Here is a 26,705-nt window from a genome sequence, read left to right as displayed (position 1 = left end):
GCGGCGTGGGGTCGAGTTGGCAGTACTGGTTGGATGCCGCATCCGTCAGGCAGCCAGAACTGCCAACTCGACTACGGAGAGACTCGACCGCGCACCGTCCTCAGCGCGCGACACGAGGCGCAGCACCGGGCCGACACCCTTGCGCCCGACGGTCCAGCGGGCGTGGGATGGGACCGGGCGGGGCGCCACCCGACGCATCCGTCGTCGTCCAGAGGAGCGCCACCATGTCCAGCCCCATGTTCCTGCAGATCGCCGGCATCACCGGTGAGAGCACCGATGCCGAGCACCGCGACGAGATCGACGTGCTGTCGTGGAGTTGGGGTGCGACGAACTCCGGGGGCGGCAGGTTCGGCGGCGGAGGCGGGGTCGGCGGGGCCGGCGCCGGCAAGGTGCAGCTGCAGGACTTCCACTTCACGCATCACGTCGATGCGGCATCCGCGGGCCTCCTGCTCGCCTGTGCCACGGGGAGGCACAGTCCCGATGCCGTCTTCGCGGCACGGCGTTCAGGCGAGAGCCCGACGCAGCACCTCGTCGTGCGATTCACGGACGTGACGGTGACGTCGGTCTCAGGCGCCGGAGCAGTCGAGGTGGATGCCGCGCTCGAGAGCGTGAGCTTCGTCTACAGCGCCGTGAGCTTCGAGTACAGCAGGCAGCTGCCCGACGGATCCCTCGCCCCGGCATCCCTGTTCCAGTGGGATGTGAAAGCGAACCGCGAAGGCTTCTAGCCCTCGACCGGCGCTGCGTCCGGCCGCACCAGCGGCAGGAACACCTCGTCGACGATCTCGTCGATGACGGTGTCGGTGATCGGCTTCAGCGTCATGAGCACGTCGTGCCGGAACAGGTCGAACGGCAGGGTGGCTATGCGGGGGGTCAGGCGGTTCGGGTCGATCTCGCCGCGGGCGATGGCGCGCTCGTAGATCACGTTCATCTCGCCGCCGTCGCTGCGTTCGCCGATGATCGACTGGCGGATGTCGGCGAAGGTCGTTCCGGTCTCGGCGTAGTAGGCGCCGAGCTGCACGCTCACCAGCGGGATGAGCGGCGTGCGTGCGATGTTCCAGAGCCGCAGCGTCTCCACGAGGTCGCCGCGCAGCGTGCCGGTGTCCGGCGCCTCGACGCGGTCACGCACGATGCCGAAGCGCAGGGCGGCGAGCACCAGGGCGTTGCGGTCAGGCCAGCGTCGGTAGATCACGGGGCGACTGGTCTGGGCACGCTCGGCGACGGCTTCGATGGTGAAGGCGCTGTACCCGCCCTCGGTCAGCTGCTCCCACGCCGCGGCCAGCAGGGCGTCCTCGAGCTCCTGCCCGCGCCGACGCTTGGGGGTGTCCGCAAGATCCATTTGTGTATCTTAGCGCGGCGGAGTAGCATCCGTTGAGATACATGTCTGTATCTTAATTTCTCCAGGAGGACAGGATGCCGCAGGCGCCCGAGAAGCTCGATCGCGGTGTGCTCACCATCGCACTCGTCTTGGTGACAGGCGGCCTCGCCGTCATCTTCGACAGCACCATCGTGAGCGTCGCACTGCACACTCTCGCGACGGATCTGGATGCCTCCGTCGCCGTCATCCAGTGGGTGAGCACGGGATACCTGCTCGCGTTGGGCGTGACGATCCCCGTGGTCGGGTGGGCGCAGGCCAAGCTCGGTGGCAAGCGCCTGTGGATGATCGCCCTCACCATCTTCCTGAGCGGGTCCGTCGCCTGTTCGCTCGCCTGGAATGCGCCGAGCCTGATCGCCTTCCGCGTGCTGCAGGGCGTCGGCGGCGGACTCATGCTGCCGCTGATGGCGACCCTCGTCATGCAGGCGGCGGGCGGCAGGTCGATCGGTCGTCTCATGGCCGTCGTGAGCCTGCCGGCCGCGCTCGGTCCCATCCTCGGCCCGGCGCTCGGCGGCGTCATCCTCACGACGCTCGACTGGCGCTGGATGTTCTGGGTCAACGTGCCGTTCTGCCTCGTCGGGCTCGCCCTGGCCTGGCGCTTCCTGCCGGCTGACGGCCCGCGCGGCGGCGTCAGGCTGGATCTGCGCGGCCTGCTGCTGCTCTCCCCGGCCCTCGTCGGCATCCTCTACGGACTCTCGAACGTCGGCAAGGACGGCGGCTTCGGTCGGGCCGACGTATGGGCCCCCGCGCTCGCCGGTGCCGCACTGCTCGTGGCCTTCGTGTTCTCGGCGCTGCAGCGGCGCGGTGACGCTCTCGTCGACATCAGGCTTCTGGGCCGCCGATCGGTGGCATCGTCGTCGGTCGTGCTGTTCCTCTCGGGAGCATCGCTGTACGGCTCGATGCTGCTGCTGCCGCTGTACTTCCAGAACGTGAAGGGAACGGATGCCCTGGCGGCCGGCCTCCTCCTCATTCCCCAAGGAGTCGGAGCGCTCCTCAGCCGCACCCTGGCCGGGCGCCTGACCGACTCCATCGGCGCACGGTGGGTGACCGTGGTCGGGTTCGTCGTTCTGGGGCTCGCGACAGTGCCGTTCGCGTTCGCCGACGGATCGACGAACGAGCTGTGGCTCATGCTCGTGCTCGTCGTGCGGGGAATCGGGCTGGGCACCGTCATGATCCCGGTGATGTCCGTCGCCTTCATCGGGCTCGAGCGCGCGGAGGTTCCGCACGCCAGCATCATCACGCGGCTCGCCCAGCAGATCGGCGGATCGTTCGGCGTCGCGATCCTCGCCGTCATCCTCGAGCTCTCGACGGCGTCGGCGACCAGCACGGCCGACGTGGAGCGTGGCTTCGACGGCGCGTTCTGGTGGGCCGTCGGCTTCACCGTCGTGGCAGCCGGGGTGTCGCTGTGGCTGCCGGGCCGCGCGATGACGGATGCCGCTGCGCCCGCGGCCGTTGCACCTGCTCCGCCTGCGGCCTCCTCCGCGCCCGCCGTGCCTGCGGCGTCCGCTGCACCCGTCGCGCCTGCGGCCGCGTCGGAGTCCGCGGCATCCGTCCCGACGGCTCCAGTGCCCGACACGGCCTCGTCGTCAGGATCCGCGACCAGCACCAGGTGACAGCCGCGGGTGCGCGGGCGTACCGTGGCGAACATGGCCGACTGGGACGAGGTGCGGCGGCTCGCGCTCGAGCTGCCCGATACGACCGAGGCCGTGAGCTGGGGCAGCGCGCACTGGCGGGTGCACGACAAGGGCTTCGTGTGGGAGCGGCCGTTGCGCAAGAAGGAGCTCGTGCACCTGGGCCTCGTCGAGCAGGAGGAGCCCGTGCTCGGGGCGCGGGTCGACGACGAGGCGACCAAGCTCGCCCTGCTCGAGGAGGACGCCGACGTGTTCCTCACCACGCCGCACTTCGTCGACTTCCCGGCGATCCTGGTGTGGCTCGACCGCATCCAGCAGCGTCGCCTCGAGGAACTCGTGGTGGAGGCGTGGTTCGCCGTGGCTCCGCCGAAGCTGGCCTCGCGCTGGCTGGCGGATCACCCCGACTGAGCGCTGCCGGGCCCGGGCCCCGAGCCCGAGCACCGAGCACCGAGCCCCGAGCCCCGAGCCCCGAGCCCCGAGCCCCGAGCATCCGCCCCGCCCGATCGACGTGCGAATGCAGGATGAGAGTCGACTTGCCCCCATATGGCGCCTGTGTCGGGCCTGGTCCTGCATTCACGTCGCGGTGCGGGCGACCGGATACCGCAGGTCCGCGCCGGCGCACGGAAACGGGGCCGACCCGAAGGCCGGCCCCGCATCGCTGTTCAGCGCGACGCCGCGATCAGTGGCCCACGGCCCGCAGCGCGTTGACGATGCCGGATCCGTAGAACCCGTTCTTCGCCTTCGTGCCCTCGCAGGTGTGGGTGTCGGTGACGACAGCACCCGAGAGCAGCGTGCGCGTGTAGGTGTACGCCGCCGGAACCGGGCAGGCCGTGGCGACGGCGCTCTGCTTGAGTCGCGCCTCCACCAGCTGGGGCGGCAGGTACTTGCCGCCACGGATGATGTCGGGCAGGCCGTACTTGCTCACGATGAGCGCCGCGACTCCGACGGCGTGCGGCGACGCCATCGAGGTGCCCTGCAGGTACTGGTAGTACCCGCAGGTCTTCCCGGATGCGTCGCAGCTCTTCACGGCCCACGGTGCGATCACGTTGCCCGCATCGTCGATGGCGCCCTCGGCCAGGGCGACGTTCGCGGGGTAGGCCGCGAGGATGCCGCCGGCGAGGTCGCGTGTTCCGGCCGGGGTGTCGTAGACGTCGCCACCGGGAGCCGCGACGTCGACGTAGCCGTTGCCGTAGTCGGAGTAGTACGCCTTGCGCTTGGTCTGGCCGGTGCTGCTGACCGAGATCACGCCCTTGCCCTCGGACGGCATCGAGACGCAGTTCGCGGGGTCGAGCAGGTCGCGCGTGTACGCCACCTCACCGGGAACGTCGGCGAAGTCGGGGCTGCCCGAGTCCGTGAGTGCCTTGGTGTAGTCGGTCGCACCGTTGCCGGCAGCGGAGATCAACGTCACTCCGCGCAGCCGGGCGAAGTCGAGCGCACGCTGCATGGCCGTGATGATGGTCTTCTGCTCCTGCTGGTCGGCGGGGGAGTCCGCCGAGTTGTTCGTGCAGTTGAACAGCCACGGGTCGACGTAGTAGCTCATGTTCACGACGTCGACGCCGAGCTTGCCGGCGTAGGTGAGGGCGTCGAGCGACGGCTGCAGGAAGAAGTATCCCGAGTCCTGTCCGGCGCGCAGGTTCACCAGCGACACGTTCGGTGCGACCCCGGCGATCCCGATGCCGTTGATCGGCGAGCCGATCGTCGAGGCGACGTGGGTTCCGTGACCGTTTTCGTCGACGTCGGCCGGGTCGGTGCAGGACTGGTCCGGCTCCTCCTCGCATGGTCCGTCGATGGTGGCGCCGTTGGCGTCGACGGGCACGTCGACGGTGAAGTTGCGGCTGTCCTTGGCGTCGAAGTTCGGCGCGATGTCGGGATGCGATCCGTCGACACCGGTGTCGATGATGCCCACGAGGACCTTCTTGCTCCCCTTCTCGTACTTGTAGGAGCCATCGGTCGTCGCGCCGATCTGCTTCATGTCCCACTGCAGCGATGCGAGCGGTTCGGCCGCGGCCGTGCCCTTCTTCGCTGCCGGGGCCTTGGCGGCGGCCTTCGCTGAACCGGTGGCCTCGCGCACGGCGGCTTCGGCCTCGTCGACCTTCTTGGCGTCGCCTGATGCCGAACGGGCGGCAGGCACGTCGGCGATGACGCGGTTCTGCGCCGTGCCGGCGATGGCCTTCTGGGAAGCGGCATCCGTGGCGAAGTCGGCATCGGTGGTGCGCACCGTCGCGACCCCGACATCGGTGTTCTCCGAGACGATCGTGCCGCCGGCTGCGGCCACAGCCGCGTGAGCGGCATCCGTGGACGTGCCCTCGGCGAAGAGCACGACGAACTCCTGCTCTCCCGTCGCCTCTGTCGTGGCGGCCCCGGCCGGAGCCGCGGCCAGGGCGGTGAGGGCGAGAGCGAGTGCTGATGTCACTGCGATGGTTCTGTATCTGCGCATGTCTTTCCTGACGTCGTAGTAGGAGTGCGCGCCGGTGAACTCCGGCGTATGTTTCGCGATCAAACCACCGCTTCGTCGCAGCCTGCAAGGGTGCAGGGCCAAGAACGTCGATGTCCCACAAACGGGTGACATGAAACCGCAGATCCTGCGACGAGAGAGCCGCGATGGTGTAGTCGCGCGCAGCATCCGCAGCCGGTCCCATGAGGTACCGATGCGCTCAATTCAGGCGGGACCGCGCGCCACGCCGCGCTCGGACGCGCGCCACGCCCGTCACAGGGATTCGAGCCTGAATTGTGCGCCGTTCTCAGTGCCTGGACTCCCGGATGATGCGCACGGCCCCGCCCGCCACCACGGCGTCGGCGGCGACGGGTTCGCCTGTCGCCAGGTCGGTTCCCTCGATGCCGACGGAGGCGGACGTCTCGGCGTGGTTGATCACGACGGTGTAGCGCGTGCCGTCGTCGGCGACCCGAGTGACCCGCTCGAGGCCGACGACAGGGGGCTGCACGGCGACGCCGGCAGAGGTGAGCACGTCGACGACGAAGCCCTCTAGGTCGGCGCCGTCGAGGCGGGTCGAGAGGTACCAGGCCGAGCCGTCACCGGAGTCGTTGACCGTGATCGCCGGCTGCCCGGCGGCAGGTCCGTCGACGTAGCTGCTCACCGCGGTTGCGCCCTCGAGGACGATGGCGTCGCTCCAGACGGAACCGGTCCATGCCGCATCCGTCGCTCCGGACAGTCCGACGGTGTCGCCGGACTTCAGCGGCAGGAACTCCTCGATCGAGAGTCCGAGCACCTCGCGCAACTGGCCGGGATAGGCGCCGGCCGGCACGTCGTCGTTCGACGACACGATGCCGGAGAAGTACGACACGGCGAGGGTTCCTCCACCGGCGACGTAGCCGCGCAGGTTGGAGGAGCCCTCGTCGTCGAGCAGGTAGAGCGACGGCGCGAACACCACGGCGTAGCCGGAGAGATCGGCCGACGGGTGCACGTAGTCGACGGTCACGCCGAGGTTCCACAGCGCGGTGTAGAACGCCTCCATGCGCTCGCGGTGGGCGAGGTCGACCGAGGGCCGCCACTCGAGGTCCTGCGCCCAGAACGATTCGGTGCTCCACACGATGGCGACGGATGCCTCGACCCGTGAGCCGCGCAGCGACGATGCGGCGCCCAGAAGCGAGCCGAGCTGCACCACCTCGCGCCAGGTGCGAGAGGAGGTGCCGGCGTGGGGGAGCATCGCGGAGTGGAACTTCTCGGCACCGAAGCGGCTGGCCCGGAACTGGAAGAACAGCACGGCGTCCGACCCGCGCGCCACGTGGGAGAGGCTGTTGCGGGCGAGCTCGCCCGAGCGCTTGGCGATGTTGCGCGGCTGCCAGTTGACCGCCGAGGTGGAGTGCTCCATGAGGATCCACGGCCTGCCGCCGGCGAGAGAGCGGGTGAAGTCGGCGTCCATCGCCAGCATCACGTGGTTGTCGTCGCGTTCGGCGGTGAGGTAGTGGTCGTTGGAGACGATGTCGACCTCGCGCGCCCACGTCCAGTAGTCGACCGAGGGGCAACTCGTGGCCATGAAGTTGGTGGTGATGGGCTGCGGCGCGTGCCGGCGGATGGCGTCGCGCTCGCCGATGAAGCAGGCGAGGAGGGCATCCGAGGAGAACCGCTTGAAGTCCAGGCGCTGCGCCGGGTTGGAGATGGAGGCCGACTGCCGCGGGGCGTCGATCTCGTCCCACTCCCCGTAGCGCTGGCCCCAGAACGACGTGCCCCAGGCCGAGTTCAGCTGCTCGAGCGATCCGTAGCGGTCCTGCAGCCAGCGCCTGAAGCCGAGCACCGAGTAGTCGTCGTAGCTCTCGCCGATTGGGGCGCCGTACTCGTTGTGCACGTGCCAGAGCACCACGGCGGGGTGGGATCCGTAACGCTCGGCGAGGGCCGAGGCGACGGCGACGGATGCCGCCCGGTACTCCGGCGACGACGGGCTGACGAGCCCGCGCGAGCCGAAGCCGAGCGTGACGCCCTCCCGGGTGACCGGACGCGACTGCGGGTACTTCTTCCAGAACCAGGCCGGCGGCACCGTCGTCGGAGTGCCGAGGTCGACGTCGATGCCGGCACCGGCGAGAAGGTCGAGCACCTCGTCGAGGAAGCTGAAGTCGTACTCGCCCTCGCGCGGCTCGATGAGCGCCCAGGAGAAGATGCCGACGCTCACGAGGTTGACCCCGGCCTCGCGCATCAGCTCGATGTCCTCGAGCCAGGTCTCGCGCGGCCACTGCTCGGGGTTGTAGTCGCCGCCGAACCGGATGGCGCTGGTGCCGGGGATCCAGCCGGAGCGCGCTGACGTCGTCGGCGCGGCGGCGGAGTCGCGCGCTGCGGCAGACGACGCGTCGGTCGCGGCATCCGTCACGGGATCGGACACGTCGAAGGCGTGCTCTGCAGGGGCCGCGAGCGGGCTTCCCGTGTGCTGGGTCGACATGGACGATCTCCTTTGACTGTGTGCGTTCCCAGTTCTAGCACACAAGCAAACACAAGCAAAAGCAGGCTGCAACCGTGTTGACAACCCATTCAGTCTGTGAGTTACTGGGATCGCTCACAGGCACAGCGGCGTTCTTCTCAGCGAGAGCGGTCGTGCCACAACCCTGCACAACACAGCTTTCGACAAGGAGGACGAAATGCGAGCTCGACTTCGCATCGGCGCCATTGCAACAGCCGCCGCAGCAGCGCTCATCATGACGGGATGCACGGCCACGGCCGATTCTGGCAGCGACGGCGGATCATCGGACGAGAAGGTGGATCTCACCTACTGGGCCTGGGCGCCCAACCTCGACAAGGTGGTCGACATCTGGAACAAGGCCAACCCGAACATCCAGGTCACCGTCGCCAAGCAGGACGGCGGAGACCCGGCCATCACGAAGCTCCTCACGGCCATCAAGGCGGGCAGCGGCGCCCCCGACCTGATCCAGGCCGAGTACCAGAAGATCCCGACGCTCGTCTCGGCCGACGCCATCGCCGACATCGCCGGCGACGGAGCGAAGGACCTCGCCTCGACCTTCCCCGACGGCGTCTGGAACTCGGTCACCCTCGGCAGCGACGCCGTCTACGCCATCCCGCAGGACACCGGCCCCATGATGTTCTTCTACCGCGACGACATCTTCCAGCAGCTCGGCATCAGCGTTCCCACCACGTGGGACGAGTACGCGGATGCAGCCCGCAAGATCCACGCGGCAGACCCCACCAAGTACCTCGGCACGTTCTCGGCGAACGACGCCGGCTGGTTCACCGGCCTCTCGCAGCAGGCCGGAGCCTCGTGGTGGTCGATCGACGGTGACGCCTGGGGCGTCGACATCGACGCAGAGCCCACTCAGAAGGTCGCCGAGTACTGGGGCGGACTCGTCGAGGAGGGCGTGATCGACAACAAGCCGATGTACACCCCCGAGTGGAACGCCGGCCTGAACGACGGCACCCAGGTGGGCTGGACCGGAGCCGTCTGGGGCCCCGGCGTGCTCTCGGGCAACGCCGCCGACACCGCCGGCAAGTGGAAGGCGGCGCCGCTTCCCAACTGGGACGCCTCGGCACCGTCGAACGGCAACTGGGGTGGATCCTCGACGGCCGTCACCACGCAGTCGAAGCACGCAGCGGCCGCAGTGAAGTTCGCGACCTGGCTGAACACCGACCCCGAGGCCGTCAAGGCTCTCGTGAAGGAGACCGGCATCTACCCGGCGGCGACGGATGCAGCGGCATCCGCCCTCACCGAGGCTCCGGCGTTCTTCAGCAACCAGCCCGACTTCTACGATGTGGCAGCGGATGCGGCCCAGGCCGTCGGGCCGTTCACCTACGGCCCGAACGTCAACGTGGCCTACAGCGCCTACAACGACGAGTTCGCCAAGGCGGCCGAGGCCAAGAAGACCAGCGCCTTCCTCGACGCCGTCACGGCGATGCAGAAGATCACGCTGGATGACATGAAGGCCAGCGGTTTCACGGTCAAGTAGCACTCTCCCGCTGATCGAGTAGTGCCCGAGCGCAGCGAGGACACGTATCGAGATCGCATCCGGGCGGGGGCCGAGTCCATGCGGCCCCCGCCACCCCTTTCCCATCACCGTTCGCAGAGGCCCGGCCGCAGGCCGCGGCCGAAGCGCACACCACAGGAGACCCCGATGACAGCGACAGCCGAGAGGCCAGTCAAGCTCAGCCCGGCCAAGCTCAGCCCGGCCAAGCGCAAGGCGGCACGCAAGCGGGCGCTCGTGCCCTACATGATGCTGCTGCCCGGCATTGTGCTGTTCCTCGTGTTCATGGCGGCACCCATCGTCTACACGCTGTACCTCAGCTTCCAGAAGACCGTCGTGAAGGGCCTCGGCCTCGGTTCCGGTGCCCGCTCGCAGGTCTTCGCCGGCTTCGACAACTACATCGCGTCGCTGTCGGATCCGGCCTTCGCGGCATCCGTCATCCGGGTGCTGCTCTACGGGCTCATCCTGGTCCCGACCATGCTCGGCCTGGCCCTGCTGTTCGCGCTGCTGCTCGATTCCCGTCGCACGCGCGCCCGCGGCTTCTCCCGCGTCTCGATCTTCCTGCCGTACGCGGTTCCCGCCGTCATCTCCTCGCTGCTCTGGGGCTTCCTCTACCTGCCCGGCGTGAGCCCGTTCTACTGGATCTTCGACCAGCTCGGCTGGGATGTTCCGTCGCTGCTGTCGCCGGGGCTGGTGATCTTCGCCATCGCCAACATCGCGCTGTGGGGTGGCGTCGGCTTCAACATGATCGTGATGTACACCTCGCTGAAGGCCGTGCCGAGCGAGATCTACGAGGCCGCGACCATCGACGGCGCATCCGAGGTGCAGATCGCCCTGCGCATCAAGATCCCGATCATCGCACCGGCTCTCGTGATGACGGCGTTGTTCTCCATGATCGCCACGCTGCAGGTCTTCGCCGAGCCGATGACGCTGCGCCCGCTCACCAACAGCCTGTCGACCACGTGGTCGCCGCTCATGCTCGTCTACCGCGACGCCTTCACCCGCGACGACGTGTACACGGCATCGGCCACGTCGATCATCATCGCGCTGGCCACCTTCGCCATCTCGTTCTTCTTCCTCCGCGTCGTGCAGCGACGCGCTTTCGGTCAGGAGGACTGATCCATGACTGCAACGACCAACATGCCGGCTGTGAACCCCCGGCCCGCCTCCGGCTCCGGAGTCCCCTCTCCCTCGGATGCTCCCCGCCTGCCATCGCTCTCGCGGCGCCCGAAGACGCTGCCGTCGCGTCGAGCCAAGGCGCCCATGTCGCTCGGCACCACGCTGGTGCTGCTCATCGGAGCCCTGTACTGCCTGACGCCGGTGATGTGGGTCGTGATCGCGTCGACCAAGGACGGCTCCGAGCTGTTCAGCACCTTCACCTTCCTGCCGTCGACCCACCTGTGGGACAACATCGTGGAGCTCACCCAGTACCGCGACGGTCTGTACTGGCGCTGGATGCTGAACACGGCGTTGTACGCCGGCGTCGGTGCGGTGCTCTCCACCTACGTGTCGATGCTCTCGGGCTACGCTCTGGCCAAGTTCACCTTCCCGGGCAAGTCGGGCGTCTTCAAGGTGCTGCTCATGGGCGTGCTCGTGCCCGGCGTGATCCTGGCGATCCCGCAGTACTTCCTGCTGGCGCAGGTGGGCATGACCAATACCTACTGGGCCGTGCTGGTGCCGCAGATCATCAGCCCCTACGGCATCTACCTGGCGCGCATCTACGCGGCTGCCGCGGTGCCGACCGAGATCATCGAGTCGGGCCGCACGGAGGGGGCGGGCGAGCTGTTCATCCTGCACCGCCTGGCCATGCCGATGATGCTGCCGGGCCTCGTGACAGTGTTCCTGTTCCAGTTCGTGGCCATCTGGAACAACTTCATGCTGCCGTACATCATGCTCGGCGACGACAAGCTGTTCCCGATCACCGTGGGCCTCTCGGGCCTGCTGAACCAGGGCTCGACAGTGCCGGCGTTGTACACCCTGGTGATCACCGGGGCGCTGCTGTCGATCATCCCGCTCATCGCCCTGTTCCTCGTGCTGCAGCGCTACTGGCGGGTCGACCTGGCCGCTGGCGCGGTGAAGGCGTGATCGTCCACCCACCCCTAGGCTGACACCGTGGCTGACAGCACCCCGCGCAAGCGTCCGACGATCGAGGACGTCGCGCGCGAATCCGGCGTCTCGCGCGGCACGGTCTCACGCGTGCTCAACGGCGGTCACTGGGTGAGCCCGGATGCAGCCGCCGCCGTCGAGAAGGCCATCAAGAAGACCGGCTTCCGCGCCAACCCGCACGCCCGCAACCTGGCGACGGCCCGTGCCAACTCCATCGCCTTCCTGCTCACCGAGTCGCACGAGCGCCTCTTCGAGGACCCGAACTTCTCGGCCCTCATGCGCGGAGCAGCCGCCGCCCTCGCCGAACGCGACCTCCCGCTCGTGCTGCTGATGGCGGGGTCGGATGCCGAACAGCGGCGCGCCACCGAGTTCATCACCGCCGGACACGTCGACGGAGCTCTGCTCGTCTCATCCCACCGCGGACGTGAGAGCTTCCTCGGGGAGCTCGTGGCCGCCGAGGTTCCGGTCATAGCCTGCGGCATCCCGCTCGGCTACGAACGCCGGATCGGCTACGTCGCCGCCGACGACCTCGAGGGCGCGCGCGACATGGTGGTGCACCTGCGTGGGCTCGGGCGCACGCGGGTCGCCCACATCGCCGGTCCGCTCGACACGTCGGGAGGCACCGGGCGCCTCGAGGGATACAGGCTCGAGATGGGCTCCTCGTTCGAGGAGTCGCTGGTCGAGGAGGGCGACTACTCGCGCACGAGCGGCGAGAGGGCCATGCGGGCGCTGCTGGAGCGGCATCCGGATGTCGACGCCGTCTTCGCCGCCAACGACCTCATGGCTGCAGGCGCCCTCGACGTGCTGCGCGCCGCCGGACGCTCGGTGCCCGGCGACGTCGCCGTGGCGGGGTTCGACGACGCGCCCATCGCCACGCGCACCTCGCCCGAGCTCACCACCATGCGCCAGCCCTTTGATCGCATCGCCCGCGAGATGGTGCGGATGCTGCTCGAGGTGATCGACGGCCAGCCCGCCGCGCGGCTCACGATGCCGACGGAGCTGGTGGTGCGAGGGTCGGCGTAGCGCGCCCCACTTCCGTTCGCTGAGGCCCGAATGCGTTCGCTGAGGCCCGAACGGAGTTCGCGGTCGAAGCGCGCGAGCCACGGCCAACCCACCCCGCTGACCTCGCGCCTCTCCGGCGCACCCTTCCTCCGTCGGCGCACCGAGCACCCTGCGCCGTCGGAGCACAGGTGCGCCCACCGGGAGAGAGGTGCGCCCGACAGGAGGATGGTGCGCCGTGGGAGCAACAGTGCGCCCGCGAGACCCTTGTCCCATCCGGCACCCGGGGCTAGCGTGGGCAGCACCTGCCTGTGACCATTTCGGGGGACAACGCATGATTCGCAACGTCGCACCTACTGCTCCTTCACACCGCTCCCGGATGCTCCGACGGATGGCGCTCGCCACCGCCGGCGCTCTCGCCCTGGGCGCCCTCGCTGGCGTCGCGCCGGCGTCGGCGCAGCCGCTGGCTGCAGCATCCGTCACCGCGTACGGTGCCCGCACCGGCAGTGGCACGGGCAGCGGCACCGGCCACGGCGGCGGTCACACCAAAACGGGAGACGGCACCGGCCGGCATCACGCCCGACGCGTTCATCGACCCTGCGACAGGCGCGCCCTATCCGTTCACGCCGCAGCTCGTCTCTTCGGGAGTCTCGGTGGGAGTGCCCGGATCGCTCGCCACCTGGGACGCGGCCCTCGACGAGTACGGCACCAAGGGCCTCTCGACCATCCTCGCGCCGGCCATCCTGCTGGCCGCGAAGGGCTTCCCGGTCGACGACACCTTCCGCAACCAGACCCTCGACAACAAGGCGCGGTTCGCCGCGTTCCCCGACACGGCCAAGCTGTTCCTGCCCGGTGGCGACGCCCCGAAGGTCGGCACGACGTTCCGCAACCCCGCGCTTGCCAAGACTCTCGCGTTGATCGCCCTGCGCGGACCGGACGCGCTCTACAGAGGGCGGCTCGCCGCCGAGATCGCCGACGTGGTGCAGCATCCGCGGATCGATCCGTCTTCCACCCTCCCCGCGCCGGCCGGCACCATGACCACCGCCGACCTCGCCGGATACGAGGTCGTGAAGCAGGCGGCCACGCACGTCGACTACCGCGGCCTCGACGTCTACGGCATGGCGCCGTCGTCGTCCGGCGGCATCGCGGTGGGCGAGGCGCTCAACATCCTCGAGAACCACGAACTGTCGTCGACGGATGCCGCAGCCGCCCTCCACCTCTACCTCGAGGCATCGGCCAGGGCCTTCGCGGACCGCGGCGCGTACCTCGGCGACCCCGCGTTCGTCGACGTCCCGACCGACACGCTGCTCAGCCAGTCGTTCGCGGATTCGCGCGATTGCACGATCGACCCGACCGCTGCATCGGTTCGCCCCGTCGCTGCAGGTGCCTTGGACGGCTCCGGATGCGGCACTGCGGCGTTCGAGGAACCGGCCGACACCGAGAACGTGTCGACCACGCATGTGTCCGTCGTCGACAAGTGGGGCAACGCGGCGGCGTACACGCTCACGATCGAGCAGACCGGAGGCTCGGCGATGGTGGTGCCCGGACGCGGCTTCCTGCTCAACAACGAGCTCACCGACTTCAGCACCGTCTACAACGCCACCGACCCGAACCGCATCGAGCCCGGCAAGCGCCCGCGGTCGTCGATGTCGCCGACCATCGTGCTCGACGACGGAGCGGTCAAGTTCGTCGTCGGATCGCCCGGTGGCGCGACCATCATCACCACGGTGCTTCAGATCCTGATGAACCGCATCGACCTGGGCATGACGCTGCCCGAGGCCGTGGCGGCGCCGCGCGCGTCGCAGCGGAACGGTCCCACGACGTCGGCGGAGCCCGAGTTCATCACCGCCTACGGTGCCGCGCTGGAGCCGTACGGCCAGGTGCTGGTGCCCTCAGGCGACCAGTTCACCTCGGCCGCGCAGATCGGTGCGGCGGCCACGATCGAGGTGGGGCCGAAGGGCCTGCTGACGGCCGCGGCGGAACCCGTGCGCCGCGGAGGCGGCACGGGCCTGGTGGTGCGCCCGGCGCGGTAGCCGTCGCCGCGCGCCCGGCGCCCGCCGGGCCGCCGGCAGCGCATCCGTCGCCCGGCGCCGGCGCCGACGCCGGCGCCGGCGCCCGCCCGCCCGCGCCGCATCCGCCGCCCACTCGGCGGGGTATCGGTGTCTCGGCGGCGGTTCCTACCCCCGCCAGAACATCTACACCCCGCCAGGTCGAAGCCTCCCCGGGTCGGACGGTCTTGTAGTGTTGTGCGTTCGCGGCCGCGCACTCGGCGTCGCCGCATCCGTTCCTCCACCCCGCCGTCGCTGCTGACGGGCGTGGACTCCCGCGCGACGTTGCGCTCACCACCGCCACCTCGTCCCACCGCTCTGCCGGAGTCCTTCTCCCGGAGCCACTCAGCCGGAGTCCGATCCCATGCCCGCTGCCCAGCGCCCCGCCCTCATCCGCACCCCGGTCACGGTCCTGACCGCGCTGCGCTCGCCGCGCCAGCTGTCGCGGGAGGTGCTCGCCGGTATGGTCACGACCCTCGCGCTCGTGCCCGAGGTCATCTCGTTCTCGATCGTCGCCGGGGTCGATCCCATGGTGAGCCTCGTCGCGTCCATCGTGCTGGCACTGACGATGTCGGTGCTCGGCGGCCGCCCCGGCGTCATCACCGCCGCAGCCGGTTCCGTCGCCCTGGTCATCGCGCCGTTGGTGCACGACCGCGGTGTCGAATACGTGCTCCCGACGGTGATCCTCGCCGGACTCATCCAGATCGCCTTCGGCCTCGCCGGCCTCGCTCGGCTCATGCGCTTCATCCCGCGCTCCGTGATGATCGGCTTCGTCAACGCCCTCGGCATCCTCATCTTCGTGGCGCAGGTGCCGCACGTGATCAACGTGCCGTGGATCGCCTACGCCCTCTTCGCGCTGACGCTCGCGATCATCTTCATCGTGCCGCGCTTCACGAAAGCGGTGCCGTCGCCGCTGATCGCCATCGTGGTCGTCACCGCCATCGTCATCATCGCGAACATCGCGGTTCCGGATGTCGCAGACGAGGGCCCGCTCACCGGACAGCTCCCCGGCATCACGCCGTTCCTGGTGCCACTGAACCTCGCGACGCTGCAGATCATCCTGCCGACGGCATTGAGCGTGGCGTTCGTCGGTCTCATGGAGACTCTCCTCACCGCGAAGCTCGTCGACGAGATGACCGACACTCCGTCACACAAGGGCCGCGAGTCGTGGGCGCTCGGGGTCTCGAACATCCTCGCCGGCTTCTACGGCGGCATCGCCGGCTGCGCGATGATCGGCCAGACCGTGCTCAACGTCAAGACCGGCGGCGCCCGCACCCGCATCTCCACCGCCGTCGCGGGCGTCTTCCTGCTCTTCCTGGTCACGGCGTTGAGCCCGATCATGGGACAGATCCCCATGGTCGCCCTCGCCGCCGTCATGATGGTGGTCGCCGTCACCACGGTCGACTGGCACAGCCTCAAGCCGTCCACTCTGCGACGGATGCCGATCCCCGAGACGCTCGTCATGGTGGTCACCGTGGTCGTCGTCGTTGCGACGAACAACCTCGCCCTCGGCGTCATCGTCGGCGTGATCCTCGCGATGGTGCTCTTCGCTCGACGCGTCGCCCACGTCATCTCGGTCGAGCGTGAGCTCAGCGCCGACGGCGAGAGCGTGCACTACGACGTGGTCGGTCCGCTGTTCTTCGGCAGCAGCAACGACCTCGTCGACAGGTTCAGCTACGCCGACGACCCGGCATCCGTCACCATCGATCTCAGCCGGGCGCAGATCTGGGACGCCTCCACCGTCGCCGCCCTGGACTCCATCGAGACGAAGTACCGATCGCACGGCGCCGCGGTCACGATCGAGGGACTCGACGAGCGCAGCACCGGCTTCCACCGTCGCCTGACGGGGCGGTTCGGGGTCTGACGGCGCCGCCGGTCTGCACGTCGCGGGTCGCGGATCGCACGCTTCCGCGCTGACTCGGCGGGGTTCCGATGACTCGGCGGGGTTCCGCTGACTCGGCGGGGGTTCCTGCACCCGCCAGAGCATCGACACCCTGCCGAGGGCGCATCTGATGTCGGACGCGCGCAGCCCTGTCGAGCACGACGGCATCCGTTCTGCTCTGAGCGGATAGGGATGACGTGGCGGCACTCGCTGACTAGCCTCGCGCTATGGGTACAGTGATCCCGATCCGCAGCGACCTGACCATGATGCCGTCCGCGCGCTCGATGCCGAGCAGGGCGCCGAGCACGCAGCCGCAGCCGCAGCGCGAGCCGCTCTGGCGCGATCTTGTTGGCGCCTTCCTGCGCCAGACGCGCGCCGAGCAGCGGCGCATCCTCGCCGACGTGGCCTCAGCCGCCGGCGTGAGCACGCAGTACCTCTCCGAGATCGAGCGCGGACGCAAGGAGCCCTCGAGCGAGATCCTCGGTGCCGTGGCCGAGGCGCTCGGCCTCACTCTTCACGACATCGCGGCAGGAGTCGGCGCCATGATCGAACGCCGAGACGGCGAACGGATGCGGCGACTCACGGCGCTGCGACGCACGCGTTCTGGCGCGCAGCGTCAGGCGGGGCCGACGCGCGGCGAGACCGACGTACCGCCAGCTTCGCCCGACGAGCCGAGCGCTCCAGGGGTGCCCGAAGCTCCCGAGCCGCCGTTCATCCCGTCGGCTCCGGATGCCCCGACTCAGCCCGACGAGCCCACGCAGCCTCCCACTGAGCCCGATTTCCCGCTCACGCCGACGGAACCCGGCATCCCGATCGCCCCAGAGCCAGGCTTCCCGGGGGCGCCCGAGGAGCCGATCGCGCCGTTCGGTGCCGCGCCCACCTACGTGATGGCCGCCTGAGCAGCGCCCTACCGCCCCGCGGGTCCCAGTAGAGAGCGACGAAGGAGCACGCGCGCCCTCCCGCCCGCTGGTCGAGTAGCGCGCGACGAAGGAGCACGCGTATCGAGACCCGCCGACTGCGGCGCCACATGCGTGGCGCGATCCTGGTGGATCTCGATACGTGTCCTCGCTGCGCTCGGGCACTACTCGATCAGCGGTCACTCGCCCGCCGGCTGCGGCGCCGAATGCCTGGGGCGGTCCTGGTGGATCTCGATACGTGTCCTCGCTGCGCTCGGGCACTACTCGATCAGCGGCCACTCGACCGCTGACTGTGGCGCTGCACGCGCGCGGTTCCTAACGTGCGGGAAGCAGTGCGCCAGCACCACCACGCTGCGTCGCCACCACGGCATCCGCCAGCCCATACTCGACGGCGGCGGCCGCCGGCAGGATGAGGTCGCGGTCGGTGTCTCGCCGCAGCGACGCCAGGTCGCGTCCGGTGTCGGCCGCGAGCACCTCCTCGAGCTCGGCGCGCACCCGCAGCACCTCGTCGGCGTGGATGATCAGGTCTGGAATGGATCCCTGCCCCTGCGTCGACGGCTGATGCAGGATGACACGACCGTGCCGCAGGATCGCGCGGTTGCCGGGCGCTCCGCCGGCGAGCAGCACCGCCGCAGGCCCCGCTGCCTGGCCGACGCAGGTCGTCGCCACCATCGGACGGATGTGCTGCATCGTGTCGTACACGGCGAGCATCGCCGACGGCGAGCCGCCGGGGGAGTTGATGTACAGGCTCACCGGCGCATCCGTGCTCTCCGATTCGAGATGCAGCAGTTGCGCGATGAGTACGTTGGCGACGCCGTCGTCGATCTCGGTGCCGAGATAGACGATGCGTTCCGACAGCAGGCGACTGTAGACGTCGAGCGAGCGTTCGACATTGCCGCGCCGTTCGACGACGGAGGGGATCGTGTAGGTGCTCATGCCCGCGGTCCGATCGGCAGCGACCCGAAGGTGCGCGGGTAGATGTCGGGCATGCTCGACACCACCCGATCGAGGAAGCCGTACTCGCGTGCCTGCTCGGCCGTGTACCAGCGGTCGCGCAGCGAGTCGACGGTGAGTGTCTCCACGCTCTGGCCCGTGGCGTCGGCCATGATGCCGAGCACCAGGTCGCGGGTGTAGCGCAGGTCGTCGGCCTGCAGTTCGACGTCGACCGCGGTTCCCCCGATGCCCGCGGAGCCCTGGTGCATCAGGATGCGCGCGTGCGGCAGCGCGTACCGCTTGCCCGGCGTGCCCGATGTGAGCAGGAACTGCCCGGCGCTCGCCGCCATGCCGATGGCGAGGGTCGACACGTCGTTCGGGATCGCCTGCATCACGTCGCGGATCGCCAGCATCGCCGACACCGAGCCGCCGGGGGAGTTGATCCAGAAGCCGATGTCGGCATGCTGATCTTCAGCGCTCAGCATCAGCAGCTGGCTGCACAACCTGTTGCCGAGGTTCTGGTCGAGCTCGTTGCCGAGCATCACGACGCGGTTCTGGAACAGCCGCGTGACGAGTTCATGGTCGATGGGTTGGATGGCGGTGTCTGTGCTCATGTCATCCACTGTGCGGTGAACGGATGCCGTGAGCCCAGCGCATCCGCCACGGGCAGTTCTGCCGTCGGCGGATCGTCTGTGGGCGGTTGGCCCCGGCAGTCGTCTCAGGCCCGCGCACCCCCTTGTCTTCCGAGCATGCCGATGCGAGCATGAGACATGCTCAGTCGGCCAAGGCGTTCCATCACCCTCATCGCCGCCGGCGCACTCACCGCAGGGAGCGCAATCCTCGGAGGCCTCGTCGGAGTCGTCGCTCCGGCGGCCGCCGACGTCGGTCCGGTCAATCCCGTGCGCGTGCCGATCACTCCCACCCCACCCCCGCCCCCGGCGACGCCCTATCCGGCGCATCCGGCGAACAGTGGCTTCCTCGTGTTCATCGAGCGGAACGTCTTCCTCAACGCCGACGAGTCAGAGGGCACTCTCGCGCTCGGCGGAAACCTCTCCTTCGGAACCACCTACAACGTCGAGGCCGGCGGCACCACGCCCACGCCCACGTTCATCGCCCCAGGCGACACCGTTCCGACATCGCTCTATGTGGGTGGGGGCATGAACTTCGCCCAGTCGGGCGGGAACATCCTCCGGGTGCTGAACGGCGGCTACGCCAAGGTGGCCAATCCGAGCACCTATCTCGCGCACGACGTCGACATGAACAACTCGCCCATCGACTGGCGCATCACGAAGCCTGCTGCCGCCGCCGAGGCTACTCCGCGCATCGAGGGCACGTCGCGTCAGACGCCGGCTTCGATCGGCACCCCGGTGCCGTCGAATCTCATCGACATCCCGACAGCCTTCAAGACGTATCGCGGCCTGTCGACGGATCTCGGCACGTGCCCGAACACCGTCGTGCTCACCGACGACCAGGGCGCTCCCCTGACCTCGCCATTCGCCACCGGGACACGCGGACACGTTGAACTCGTTCCGGGCCAGACCAACGTGCTCACCATCACCGCCGAGGACCTCTCGGCGCTCGGTGAACTCACCTACGATGACGAACCCACGCAGTCCTCGCCCCTTCTCGTCAACGTCACTGGCTCGTCGTTCAACGGTCGGATGCCGAACTCTCCCGGCGCAACATCGGCCCAGGCGCCGTTCATCCTGTACAACTTCCCCACAGCGACGACCGTCACAGTGACCGGCGGCGACTCGCTCGAGGGAACGATCTACGCGCCGCGCGCCGACGTGCTCTGGGAGGTGACGCAGAACATCGAGGGCAACATCATCGGTACCTCCTTCACGCATGGGCCAGGCGGCCCAGCGGGCACGACGCCCCGCGAGGTGCACGACTTCCCGTTCGACGCGCAGCTCAGCTGCTCGACTCCGCCGACGCAGGCGGAGCTCACGCTGGTGAAGGTCGTCGACGGCGGCGACGCGGATGCTGGTGACTGGGAGCTGTCGGCTTCGGGTCCGACTCCGATAACGGGTGCGTCGGGGGATTCCACGGTGACGGATGCCGTCGTCGATCCCGGTGACTACACGCTGAGCGAGTCGGGCGGGCCCGCCGACTACACCGCCGGCGACTGGAGTTGCGACGGAGCCGAGGTGGTGGACGGCGTGGTGTCGGTGGAGGCCGGTGACGACGTGACGTGCACGATCGTCAACACCTTCGACCTCGCTGATCCGAAGCTCACGCTCATCAAGATCGTGTCGGGCGGAACCGCCTCCCCCTCCGACTGGGTGCTCTCAGCGGCTGGTCCGACTCCGATCTCGGGGGCGACGGGATCAACGCCGGTCACGGAGGCCGAGGTGCTTCCTGGTGACTACGTGCTCAGCGAATCGGGTGGGCCCGACGGCTACGTCGCCCGTGATTGGGTCTGCACCGGCGCCACCGTGGTGGGCGACACCGTGACGGTCGACTGGGGCGACGACGTCTCCTGCTCGATCATCAACACAGCCGACTCCGGAGGTGGCACGGGCGGCGGCGGTACCGATGGCGGCGGCACGGGTGGCGGCGGCACGAGTGGCGGCACGAGTGATGGCGGCGGCTCAGGCACCGCTTCCGGCGGGTCCGGCACCCTGGCCGCGACCGGTGTCGACTCGCGGGACTCCCTCGCGGCCGCCGTGTTCCTCACGGCGCTGGGGATGGCGCTCCTCGGAGCCGCCCGCATCCGTCGCACCCGGAAGACCCGCTCTGTTCGCTGACGGCTTCCGGGCCTCGGCGATCGAGTCCGACCGCGCCAGTCCTACCCGCGTCGCCGGTGGAACACGATGGCGAGCCCGATGTTGAACACGCCGCACGCGATGATCACCCAGGCGAGCAGCGCGTTGTCGTCGGTCGTGAGCAGATCGAGCAGGCCCACGAGCAGCATCACGGCGCCGACGGCACTGAACAGGATCGTGTAGGTGCGTACGGAGCGGTCCTGATCATCAGCCATGTGGCTGAGCGTAGCGGCGGCGGCCCCCGGCGTCACGCATCCGTCGGTTGAAGCCGTGACGCAGACGCGGGCGCGGGCCCAGTCGCAGACGTAGGCGCGGGCCCAGTCGACGACGCAGCCGCAGCGCCACCGGCGGTCGCCGACTCCACGCGCCCATCGACGATGCGCACCACGGCATGCATCCGCGGCAGGTGCACGAGGTCGTGGGTGACGAGCAGCGTGGAGGTGCTGCGCTCGGCCGACAGTCGCAGGATGAGCTCGATGATCTCGGCGCCGCGCTCCTGGTCGAGGGCGCTCGTCGGTTCGTCGACGAGCAGCACGCTCGGGTCGTTCATCAGCGCCCTGGCGATGTTCACGCGCTGGCGTTGCCCGCCCGAGAGCTGGTGCGGGCGCTTGCCGCGCTGGTCGGCCAGCCCGACCGACGCGAGGAGGTCGTCGGCGTGGGTGGCGGCTTCAGCTCGCCGACTCCGCGAGTGCTTGGCGCCGAGCTCGTTCATCACCATCAGCTGCTCCCGCGCCGTGAGCGACGGCAGCAGGTTGGACTGCTGGAAGACGATGCCGATGGAGTCGCGGCGCAGTCGGCTGGCGTCGCCGGCGCCGAGACCCGTGGTCTCGACCCCGTCGATGATGACGCGACCGGAGTCGGGCGTGATCAGCGTGGCGGCGACGGCGAGCAGGCTGGACTTGCCGCTTCCGCTCGGCCCGGTGATGCCTGTCACGGTTCCGGGATGCGCTGTGAGAGACACGTGGTCGACGGCGGTGACGCGGGTGTCTCCGTCGGGGAAGGTGAGGGTGACGTCGTCGAGGGTGATCATCGGTTGCTCCCGAGGGCTGTGAGGGGGTCGGCTGAGGTGACGGAGCGGAGCGCGAAAGCGGCGCCCGCGAGGCCGAGCACGATCATGATCGCGCCGGGCAGGAGGGTGGTGATGGGGGAGAGCAGGAACGGCAGCGCCGTTCCGGCGAGGGCGCCGAGGCCGGTGACGACGGCGAGGCCGACGCCGATGCCGAGCAGGAGCACGATGAGCGCCTGTCCGAGGGCATCCTTGACGAGCGAGGGCGTGCTTGCACCGAGGGCCTTGAGCACGGCGATGTCGCCGGTGCGCTGGATGGTCCACACGGTGAAGAACGCACCGATCACGAGGCCCGAGATGCCGAACAGCATGGCGACCATGAGCAGCAGCGAGCCGATCTCGGAGCGGAACGCGCCGATGGCGGTGAGCGATCCGATGAGGCTCTCCGACTGCGTCGCGGCTGTCTTGTCGACGGATGCCCAGTCGGGGTCGCCGTCGACGGCGAGCACTGTGGCGTAGGCGTCGGGGTTGCCCGTGGCGGCCGAATACGCCTGCCAGTCGTCGATGGTCATCTGCACGACGGGGGTGTGGCTGTACCACCAGTCGCCCTCGACGGTCTCGACCGTGTAGTCGGTGCCGGCGATGGTGACGTCGTCACCCGTCGTGACGCCGAGCTCATCGGCGGCAGTCGTGGACAGGCCGAGCCGGCCGTCTGCCGTGGGCGACGTGGCGTCGAAGCCGGGCTCGACGCCGAAGAGAGCGATGGCCGTGCGGATGTCGCCGGCCTCGGCGCGCGTCTGGCTGATGCCGAGCGGCTGCGCCGAGTCGACGCCGTCCGCTGATGCCCAGGCCGCTGCCATCTGCTCCGTGATGGCGGAGTCGGAGAAGCTCGCCGATCCGGAGCCGTCGGTGGGCTCCGAGAACACGAGCCTGTCGGCCGGGAGGGCCAGCACCCCCGAGATGTTCTGGATGGCGAGCCCGCCGGTGAGTCCACTGAGGAACCCGACGAGAACGGTGATGAGGGCGACGACCGAGCCGATGAGCACGAATCGGCCCTTCGCGAAGCGCAGGTCGCGCAGTGCGACGAACATGGTGACTCCATTTCCGTCACCGCATCCGGTGACCATTCGACTCTCCCGTCGATGCGCGTTCGGGTCATCGGCCGCGAGCATGCTCCTCGGCGACCGATCGGCGGGTCTCCGAGTCGTACTTTCGGACGATGAGCCGCAGCGCCGCCGCGCGTAGAGTCAGCACATGGCCCACACCCCGCTGACCCCGGTGTTCGCGGGCCTGCGTGCCGGGCTGCACGTGCTGTTCCTCGCCCTCACCGTTCTCGTCGTCGCCCGCGCCGCGCTCGTGCCGACCGACTCGAGCGCCGCCGTGATCGCCTTGTCGGTCGTGCTGCTGGTCACCTACGTGTTCGGCGCCGTGCTGGCTCGCGGCATCAGTTCGCGGGGACGGATGCCGAGACTCCTGTGGCTCGGACTCCTCAGCGCCGAGTGGATCGTGCTGCTCTGGCTCACCCCGGATGCCGCCTACATCGTGTTCCCGCTGTTCTTCCTCTACCTGCACCTGCTCGGCCGCTGGTGGGGCTCGCTCGCGATCGTGCTGTCGACGATCGTCGCGATCGTCGCCCTCGGATCCCACGGGGAGTGGACCGTCGGCGGCGTCGTGGGCCCGCTGGTCGGAGCCGGCGTCGCGCTGCTCATCGGGCTCGGTTACCAGGCTCTCGCCCGCGAGGCCGAGCAGCGCGAGACCCTCATGGCCGAGCTGATCGCCACTCGCGACCAGCTCGCGATGACCGAGCACGAGTCCGGCGTGCTGGCGGAGCGGGCCCGGCTCGCCCGCGAGATCCACGACACCGTCGCCCAAGGGCTCTCGAGCATCCAGATGCTGCTGCATGCCGCCGAGCAGGCCGACCCCGATCGCCCCGGGGTCGAACACATCAGGCTGGCCCGCGAGACGGCGGCCGCGAACCTCGCCGACACCCGCCGCTTCATCCGCGAGCTGAGCCCGCCGGAACTCGACGACCAGGGTCTCGGCGGCGCGCTCCGGCGGCTCGCCGCCACCCAGTGGCAGCCGCTCGAGGTCACGGTGCGGGTCTCGGATGCCGTCACCCTGCCCATGCACCTGCAGACGGCGCTGCTGCGCATAGCGCAGGGCGCCATCGCGAACGTCATCCAGCACGCCGATGCCAGCCGCGCCACGATCGAGCTCACTGTCGACGGCAGCGCGCTGCGCTTCACCATCGTCGACGACGGGTCGGGCTTCGACATCGGTCAGACGGATGCCGCCGACGGCGTCACCTCGGATTCCTTCGGGCTGCGCGCCACGCGCGAGAGGGTGCAGCAGCTCGGCGGCTCGCTCGAGATCGACTCGGCGCCGGGCCGCGGCACCACCCTCGCGATCGAGATCGCGCTCGCCGAGGCAGAGGCGGGGTCGGCGTCGGGGTCGGGGTCGGGCGCGCCATGATCCGTCTAGTGATCGCCGACGACCACCCCATCGTGCGGGCTGGGCTGCGCGCGCTGTTCGACCTCGAGCCCGACCTCGAGGTCGTCGCCGAGGCCGAGACGCCCGAGGATGCCGTGCGCGCCGCCGAACGCGAGAACCCCGACGTGGTGCTCATGGACCTGCAGTTCGGTTCCCGCTCGACCAGCACCGGCGCCGACGCGACCCGCCGCATCCGTGCCCTCGATGCCCCGCCGTACGTTCTCGTGCTGACGAACTACGACTCGGATGCCGACATCCTCGGTGCCGTCGAGGCCGGTGCCAGCGGTTACCTGCTGAAGGACGCGCCGCCGGCCGAGCTGACAGCCGCCGTGCGGGCGGCGGCCGCCGGCGAGAGCGCCCTCGCACCGGTGATCGCGTCGCGTCTGCTCGACCGCATGCGCGCACCCCAGGTGAGTCTCAGCTCACGCGAGATCGAGGTGCTCGAACTCGTCGCCGCCGGCCTGTCGAACACCGAGGTGGCCGGGCGCCTGTTCGTGAGCGAGACCACGGTGAAGTCTCACCTCGCACACATCTTCTCCAAGCTCGACGTGACCTCGCGCACGGCGGCGGTGTCGGCCGCGCGGCAGCGGGGGATTCTGCGCTGATGGGGCCGCGGCCTGACTGCCTGACGGGTCTGGCCGGCGTTCGCTTGGCGCGCTGCGTGTCGTGCCCCGCGACCCCACGCCGGAACGCCGCCGCGACGCCGCGTCGCGATTGCGGCTTGGGGTGCCGCGATGGCGCCGGGCGGCGGGGCGTTCAGGGCCGCAGCGCGTAGAACCTGAACGCCGCGAAACCCTCGATCGGCAGCACGTCGACGGCGGCGAACCCCGCCCGCCGGGCGTACGACTCCAGGATCGAGCGGCGCATCACGGTTCCGGTCGCCTCCGATGGGGTGTGCGAGCGTCCGTCGGGAAGGCAGACCAGCAGGCTGAAGCCGTACATCAGCTGCTCGGTCTCGTCGCCCGGGGCGGTGAACTCGTCGGCGACGGCCTCGTCGACGACGATCATCAGGCCGCCGGGCGCGAGTGCCGCCCGGGCTGCAGCGAGCACGGGAACGGGCTGCGCCATGTCGTGCACGCACTCGAAGGCGAACACGACGTCGAAACTGCCGGCGAGGTCGGCTCCGTTCGCGAGGTGGAAGTCGATGCGGTCGTGCACGCCGGCGTCGGCCGCGTTCTGCCGTGCGAGGGTGACGGATGCCTCATCCACGTCGAATCCGGTGATGGCGGCATCCGGGAATCCGAGGGCGAGCGCGATGGAGGCGTGTCCGCCGCCGAACCCGATCTCGGCGATGCGGGCGCCCGGTCGCTCGAGGGCGCTCTTCAGCTCGGGGACGGAGCGCAGCACGTCGGCCAGTCGGCTCTCGAACCACGGTCTGTTCGCGTCGGCCTGGGACTCGCGCATGTCGGCGCCGTACTCCGCCCAGCCCACGCCATCGCCCGACCTGTAGGCGTCGAGCAACTCGGGCATCCGCACGGCGGCGGCCGTGAGGGTGCGCGCGAACGGCGCCACGTAGGCGAGGCTGTGCTCGTCGGTGAGCACTTCGGCGGCGGCCGGCGGCAGGCGGAAGGTGCGGGCTGCGGCGGCGGCGGCTGCGGCTTCGGATGCGGCGGCGCCGGCGTTGTCGGCAGCATCGGCGGCGCTGCCAGCGCCGGCACCACCGGAGCCCACGCCTGTGCCGTCGCCCGCGCCCGGGGCCGCGCCCGCGCCGACGTCGGAGCCGGCATCCGTCGCCTCGAGCAGTCCGAACACGGCCTGCTGCTCGAGCCACTCGCGCGCGTAGCGCTCGTCGGTCGAGGTCGCCTCGGCCAGCTGAGCCGACGTGCGCGCGCTGCCATCAGCGAGCGCGCGGTACCACCCCAGTCGATCGCCGATGTAGATCGACAGCATCTGCGTCATTCCGAGCCCGGCCGTGAGCAGTTGCCCGGCCAGGGCATCGACCTCGTCGTCAGCCATGCCGCCGAGCGTAGACCTGAACGCCCGTGACGTCACGTGCAGGCGCCTCGCCCCAGTGGATCCCGAGTCGACTTGGCAGTTTCGGCGGGCTGACGGATGCCTCAGCCCACCACAACTGCCAAGTCGACCGCGGGGATGAGGCGCAACCCCTCCCTCCGGCACCCCGGCACTGCCAAGCTG

Annotated in this window: 22 protein-coding genes; 13 read left to right on the top strand and 9 right to left on the bottom strand. The window is 69.6% G+C overall.

Features of this window, described 5'->3' with window-relative positions:
• Positions 1-224 precede the first annotated feature (224 nt).
• Positions 225-725, top strand: a complete 501-nt coding sequence (locus tag ASF30_RS15305) for an Hcp family type VI secretion system effector (RefSeq protein WP_055908415.1) — start codon at positions 225-227, stop codon at positions 723-725.
• On the opposite strand, the gene ASF30_RS15300 is transcribed toward ASF30_RS15305, so the two are convergent.
• Positions 722-1,336 (bottom strand): TetR/AcrR family transcriptional regulator, encoded by a 615-nt coding sequence (locus ASF30_RS15300; RefSeq protein ID WP_055908412.1) that lies wholly within the window; start codon positions 1,334-1,336, stop codon positions 722-724. The two genes, ASF30_RS15305 and ASF30_RS15300, sit on opposite strands and share 4 nt — an antisense overlap.
• A 74-nt stretch (positions 1,337-1,410) precedes the next feature.
• On the opposite strand from ASF30_RS15300, the gene ASF30_RS15295 reads away from it, so the two are divergent.
• The gene (locus ASF30_RS15295) at positions 1,411-2,985 is read left to right on the top strand and encodes an MDR family MFS transporter (protein ID WP_082467873.1); all 1,575 of its coding nucleotides are present in this window, start codon (positions 1,411-1,413) and stop codon (positions 2,983-2,985) included.
• A gap of 33 nt (positions 2,986-3,018) precedes the next feature.
• Positions 3,019-3,411: an MmcQ/YjbR family DNA-binding protein gene (locus tag ASF30_RS15290; protein ID WP_055908817.1), complete on the top strand. Its 393-nt coding sequence runs from the start codon at positions 3,019-3,021 to the stop codon at positions 3,409-3,411.
• A 271-nt stretch (positions 3,412-3,682) separates the two neighbouring features.
• Here the strand turns inward: ASF30_RS15290 and ASF30_RS15285 are convergent, their stop codons facing one another.
• Both ASF30_RS15285 and ASF30_RS15280 read right to left on the bottom strand, forming a co-directional pair.
• Complete coding sequence (locus tag ASF30_RS15285; protein ID WP_235480353.1) at positions 3,683-5,416, bottom strand: S8 family peptidase; 1,734 nt, start codon at positions 5,414-5,416, stop codon at positions 3,683-3,685.
• A gap of 328 nt (positions 5,417-5,744) precedes the next feature.
• Positions 5,745-7,892, bottom strand: coding sequence for a beta-galactosidase (locus tag ASF30_RS15280; RefSeq protein ID WP_082467871.1), 2,148 nt, complete (start codon positions 7,890-7,892; stop codon positions 5,745-5,747).
• A gap of 196 nt (positions 7,893-8,088) precedes the next feature.
• Between ASF30_RS15280 and ASF30_RS15275 the strand changes: the two genes are divergently transcribed.
• The 7 genes from ASF30_RS15275 to ASF30_RS22335 all read left to right on the top strand — a co-directional run bounded on the left by ASF30_RS15275 (position 8,089) and on the right by ASF30_RS22335 (position 17,354).
• Positions 8,089-9,405: an ABC transporter substrate-binding protein gene (locus ASF30_RS15275; RefSeq protein WP_055908409.1), complete on the top strand. Its 1,317-nt coding sequence runs from the start codon at positions 8,089-8,091 to the stop codon at positions 9,403-9,405.
• A 165-nt stretch (positions 9,406-9,570) separates the two neighbouring features.
• Positions 9,571-10,539, top strand: coding sequence for a carbohydrate ABC transporter permease (locus tag ASF30_RS15270; protein WP_055908406.1), 969 nt, complete (start codon positions 9,571-9,573; stop codon positions 10,537-10,539).
• A gap of 3 nt (positions 10,540-10,542) precedes the next feature.
• Positions 10,543-11,505, top strand: a complete 963-nt coding sequence (locus ASF30_RS15265) for a carbohydrate ABC transporter permease (RefSeq protein ID WP_082467869.1) — start codon at positions 10,543-10,545, stop codon at positions 11,503-11,505.
• Positions 11,506-11,532: 27 nt separating this feature from the next.
• Positions 11,533-12,549: a LacI family DNA-binding transcriptional regulator gene (locus tag ASF30_RS15260; protein ID WP_055908402.1), complete on the top strand. Its 1,017-nt coding sequence runs from the start codon at positions 11,533-11,535 to the stop codon at positions 12,547-12,549.
• Positions 12,550-13,016: 467 nt separating this feature from the next.
• Positions 13,017-14,558: a gamma-glutamyltransferase family protein gene (locus ASF30_RS15255; protein WP_235480352.1), complete on the top strand. Its 1,542-nt coding sequence runs from the start codon at positions 13,017-13,019 to the stop codon at positions 14,556-14,558.
• Positions 14,559-14,937: 379 nt separating this feature from the next.
• The gene (locus ASF30_RS15250; RefSeq protein WP_055908395.1) at positions 14,938-16,437 is read left to right on the top strand and encodes a SulP family inorganic anion transporter; all 1,500 of its coding nucleotides are present in this window, start codon (positions 14,938-14,940) and stop codon (positions 16,435-16,437) included.
• A gap of 245 nt (positions 16,438-16,682) precedes the next feature.
• Positions 16,683-17,354, top strand: a complete 672-nt coding sequence (locus tag ASF30_RS22335; protein ID WP_235480351.1) for a helix-turn-helix domain-containing protein — start codon at positions 16,683-16,685, stop codon at positions 17,352-17,354.
• A gap of 333 nt (positions 17,355-17,687) precedes the next feature.
• On the opposite strand, the gene ASF30_RS15240 is transcribed toward ASF30_RS22335, so the two are convergent.
• Complete coding sequence (locus ASF30_RS15240) at positions 17,688-18,308, bottom strand: ClpP family protease (protein ID WP_055908391.1); 621 nt, start codon at positions 18,306-18,308, stop codon at positions 17,688-17,690.
• Positions 18,305-18,919, bottom strand: coding sequence for a ClpP family protease (locus ASF30_RS15235; protein ID WP_055908388.1), 615 nt, complete (start codon positions 18,917-18,919; stop codon positions 18,305-18,307). Before ASF30_RS15235 ends, ASF30_RS15240 begins: the two co-directional genes overlap by 4 nt.
• Before the next feature lie 156 nt (positions 18,920-19,075).
• Between ASF30_RS15235 and ASF30_RS15230 the strand changes: the two genes are divergently transcribed.
• Positions 19,076-21,055 (top strand): collagen-binding domain-containing protein, encoded by a 1,980-nt coding sequence (locus ASF30_RS15230; RefSeq protein WP_055908386.1) that lies wholly within the window; start codon positions 19,076-19,078, stop codon positions 21,053-21,055.
• Positions 21,056-21,096: 41 nt separating this feature from the next.
• Here ASF30_RS15230 and ASF30_RS15225 read toward each other — a convergent pair whose 3' ends face one another.
• Genes ASF30_RS15225 through ASF30_RS15215 form a run of 3 tightly spaced genes read right to left on the bottom strand, consistent with a single transcriptional unit; the run spans position 21,097 to position 23,170 of the window.
• Entirely contained in the window at positions 21,097-21,288 is a 192-nt protein-coding gene (locus ASF30_RS15225; RefSeq protein ID WP_147430859.1) for a hypothetical protein, read from the bottom strand.
• 32 nt (positions 21,289-21,320) lie between these two features.
• Entirely contained in the window at positions 21,321-22,103 is a 783-nt protein-coding gene (locus tag ASF30_RS15220) for an ABC transporter ATP-binding protein (protein ID WP_082467865.1), read from the bottom strand.
• Entirely contained in the window at positions 22,100-23,170 is a 1,071-nt protein-coding gene (locus ASF30_RS15215) for an ABC transporter permease (protein WP_055908382.1), read from the bottom strand. Before ASF30_RS15215 ends, ASF30_RS15220 begins: the two co-directional genes overlap by 4 nt.
• A 163-nt stretch (positions 23,171-23,333) precedes the next feature.
• Here ASF30_RS15215 and ASF30_RS15210 point away from each other — a divergent pair, with 163 nt between their 5' ends.
• Both ASF30_RS15210 and ASF30_RS15205 read left to right on the top strand, forming a co-directional pair.
• Positions 23,334-24,551: a sensor histidine kinase gene (locus tag ASF30_RS15210; RefSeq protein ID WP_055908381.1), complete on the top strand. Its 1,218-nt coding sequence runs from the start codon at positions 23,334-23,336 to the stop codon at positions 24,549-24,551.
• Positions 24,548-25,174 carry a response regulator transcription factor gene (locus ASF30_RS15205; protein ID WP_055908378.1) on the top strand — a complete coding sequence of 209 codons (627 nt, stop codon included), beginning with the start codon at positions 24,548-24,550 and terminating at the stop codon, positions 25,172-25,174. Before ASF30_RS15210 ends, ASF30_RS15205 begins: the two co-directional genes overlap by 4 nt.
• A gap of 151 nt (positions 25,175-25,325) precedes the next feature.
• On the opposite strand, the gene ASF30_RS23215 is transcribed toward ASF30_RS15205, so the two are convergent.
• Entirely contained in the window at positions 25,326-26,525 is a 1,200-nt protein-coding gene (locus ASF30_RS23215; RefSeq protein ID WP_055908375.1) for a class I SAM-dependent methyltransferase, read from the bottom strand.
• Positions 26,526-26,705 lie beyond the last annotated feature (180 nt).

This window comes from Leifsonia sp. Leaf264 (genome assembly GCF_001422325.1).
GTDB lineage: Bacteria > Actinomycetota > Actinomycetes > Actinomycetales > Microbacteriaceae > Orlajensenia.
Note: the sequence above shows the minus strand (reverse complement) of the source record. Positions and strands in the feature narration are given on the sequence as shown.